At 56.7% G+C, this 3,174-nt stretch carries 4 protein-coding genes; all 4 read left to right on the top strand.

Features of this window, described 5'->3' with window-relative positions:
• The first annotated feature begins 335 nt into the window (after positions 1-335).
• On the top strand, positions 336-1,436 hold the full coding sequence (locus tag ENN66_02155; protein ID HDS15422.1) for a hypothetical protein: 1,101 nt from the start codon (positions 336-338) through the stop codon (positions 1,434-1,436).
• Complete coding sequence (locus ENN66_02150; protein HDS15421.1) at positions 1,426-2,142, top strand: hypothetical protein; 717 nt, start codon at positions 1,426-1,428, stop codon at positions 2,140-2,142. The genes ENN66_02155 and ENN66_02150 overlap by 11 nt, the downstream gene beginning before the upstream one ends.
• A 267-nt stretch (positions 2,143-2,409) precedes the next feature.
• Positions 2,410-2,835: a hypothetical protein gene (locus ENN66_02145; GenBank protein HDS15420.1), complete on the top strand. Its 426-nt coding sequence runs from the start codon at positions 2,410-2,412 to the stop codon at positions 2,833-2,835.
• Between the two features lie 126 nt (positions 2,836-2,961).
• On the top strand, positions 2,962-3,174 hold a 213-nt coding region (locus ENN66_02140; GenBank protein HDS15419.1), incomplete at its 3' end, for a hypothetical protein.

The raw sequence follows: 3,174 nt of genomic DNA, 5'->3' as shown, positions 1-3,174 counted from the left end.
TTTATCTGGGTGCGCCGCTTGCGGCGCGTGGGTATATAATGACAATGACAGAATTTAAAAAAGTTGGGTTGCGGTTGGGAGCGGGGCTGGTTTTCTGGCTCTTTTTCTGGGGGGCGGCCGTATCGAGCGCGAGGGTTTCGGAACCCGAAAGCCCCGGTGCGGGCTTGCGCATCCTTTTCAGCGGCGGACTGATGGCTAATTTTGAACCCTGTGGCTGACGGGGCAATCAGGCGGGAGGTCTCTCGCGACGTAAAACCCTGATCAACCAGGCGGTTGATGGTCTGAAAAAGGACCAGTTTCTTCTGTTAAACGCCGGCAACAATTTCGATCACAATTTGCCGGCCAATGCCGTCGCCGCGCCCTACATGATGAAAATCCTGGCGCTGAGCGGCATCGAAGTGATCGGGATCGGGCCCGAAGAGCTGATGCTGGGGCGTGAGGAGCTGATAAAATTAAGCGCTGACAGTCCGGTGCATCTGGTGGCCGCCAATCTGCCGGGATTTCTGCCTTACGTCAGACTGCGCAAAAATGATGGCCGGCTGCGGGTGTTGGTCAGCTCGGTAATCGATCCCGGGGTTCTGCAGCACTATAAAATCGGCTATGACGGTCCCATAAGCGATCCGGTGGCCGCGCTTTCGCGTCTGCAGCGGGAAATCTCCCACGATTTCTTCATCGTCATCGTGCATGCCCTGGATAAACGGGTGGTCGAGATTATCAGCGAGTGTCCTGGGGTGGATTTGGCGCTTGACGGCATGACTTTGGGAGCCGGTGAACATAATCTGGACGGTAAGACTGGCGTTCCCCTGGTGTTCGACAATAAACGGGGGCAATATGTAAGTTACCTCGATTATCGTCCGGACCGGGAGCCGCGCCTGAGTACGCCGGTGCGGCTGCGGGCTTCGGTGGGCATGGTCAAGGAGGATCCACAGATTAAATCGATGACGGATGCCTATATCAGGGAAAAACAGCTTTATCACGAGAGCATGCGGGAGCAGGCCTTTCATCGGGAGATGATGGACAAAGAGTTTAATCTTTATCTGGGTGGCCAGGCTTGTCAGCATTGTCATGCCCAAAGCTATCGCCAATGGGCCGTCAGCCCGCATGCGGAAGCTTTTAAAAGCCTCTCGGCCAGAGGCCGCGGCGCGGATCAGGATTGCCTGAAATGTCATGTCACCGGCATGGGTGACAGCGGGGCGATCGGCGGCTTTACCTCGATTGAGGAAAGTCCCTGGATGGTCAATGTGCAATGCGAGGCTTGCCACGGCGCCGGAGCCGAGCACGCGCAAAAACCGTTGCGCAACCAAATGAAAAAGGTTACGACCGACATCTGCCTGCGCTGTCATACGGAAGCCAGCGATCCGGAATTCGATTTTGCAAAAAGGTGGTTGATGATCGAACATGGTAAAGGTGAAAAAGGGGGCGAGGTTGAAAACTGAAAGAGCCTGCGGCGGCTTGGTTTGGCTTTGTTTGGGCTGGCTGCTGGTCTGGGGCCTGCCGGTCTGGGCTGAAAGCCCGAGTCAGGAGGACAAAATGGTCTGGTCTGAGTATCAGAGTCCGGTTCCGGGGCGGGGCAACTCGATTATTTGCTGGCGCTTTGCCGAGCGAACGTTGGCTTCGGGGGAAATGCTGGTGGCGGTGCGCGATGTGCGCGGTTCCAGGGCGATTCGGGCGGATCTCTGGTACGACTCAGATCGGCGTCTGGTGCGGGTTGATTGTTATCGGCAGGTTCGGGGGCGGGAGGAAAAGGTTGCCACAACTTACGCCGCCGCGCAGCCGGTGCTTTTGAACCAGACCCTGATTCCAGGAGACTGGCTCAACCGACCCCTGCCCTTCGTAGCCCAGGAAGGCCGCCGCGAATATCAGTTGCAGGAACAGGTCAAAGACACAGTTTTTGCTTCGCATCTGCGGATCGAGGAGGAAAGGATCAGTTCGGCCGCCGCGACGGCCGCCGGTATGCTGGGTCGCCAAAACCAGGTTGCGGCCGCGGGCCCGGACCTGTACCTGGTTACTGTAACCAGGCTGATGGGAACCTCGACTGAGGTCCCGGTCCTGCGCCAGCTGTGGGCGTCGGGTGACAGCTTTTGGCTGTACGAGGAAAAGGCCGGAAGATGTTCCTGGCGCGGCTCCGCCATGGGCGAATAATCGGGTCTGAGCGCCGCCGGATAAAATTGAGCTCAGGAACGAATAATGCAGGAGTTACCAGGATACCGGAACCTGAGCCGAAGGAAGGGTCGTTTTTTCGAGGAAGGCCGTGGGGAGGGATGCTTTCTCTTGTCCTGAAGAGCTGTCCTGATGCCGGGCTGATTACGAATCTGTTACGAAAACCAGGAAGTTTCTTCCCGTCCAGGCGCGATGGATAACATTCTGATTGTTAATGCTATAAAACCTTAAAAATAGATGGAGAAGATCATGAAGATGCGATGGAGAGGGCGCTGGGGCCTGGCCCTGCTGGCTCTGAGTTTGGTTCTGTACGGGCTGCCGGCGCTGGCGCTGGAGGGCGGACCGGACCGGTTCGGTTATCGCTACATCGACAGCGCCGCGCCCGGCGGGCCGGCCTATGCCTGGGAGAATCTTGAGAACGACTCGACCACGTACGAAGGTTTCGACAAACCGGAGTTTGATTATAAAAATACCGTGGGTTTCCCTTTGGAAATCGGCTTTCCGTTTACCTTCTACGGTAAGACCTACCGGGCTCTCTATCTGGCGGCGAACGGTTATATCTCCTTTTCCTATCAAAGTGAGAATTACAAATACGACGGCTCGGGCCTGCCCTCAAAGAATCAGCCCAACAACCTGATCGCGCCATTTTGGGGCTGGCACGACACCTATTCCTGAAGCCGGGGCATCCGTTATGCGACCCGTGGGGTCGCACCGAACCGGCGCCTGATCGTTGAGTATTATAATATCGAAAATCTTTACACCAAAGCCGCGGATAATTCCGGCTACAAGCTGACCTTTCAGGTGATTCTGTACGAAGGCAGCAATGAGATCCGTTTTAATTATGATCTGGGGCATTCGGCCGGAGACCTGCTTAACGTTGCAGGCATCGAGAACAGCGACGGCAGCATCGGCCTGCGCTACGCCGGGCTTAGCACCAGCAACGTCAGGGGACGCTCGGTCCTTTTCTATCTCGGCGAACCGGGAACGACGAATCCGGAGCCGGAGCCCGATCCG

The organism is Pseudomonadota bacterium (genome assembly GCA_011049115.1).
Classification (GTDB): Bacteria; Desulfobacterota; Anaeroferrophillalia; order Anaeroferrophillales; family Tharpellaceae; genus DSCM01.
The sequence above is the reverse complement of the archived record's forward strand: the minus strand, read 5'-3'. Positions and strand labels throughout refer to the sequence as shown.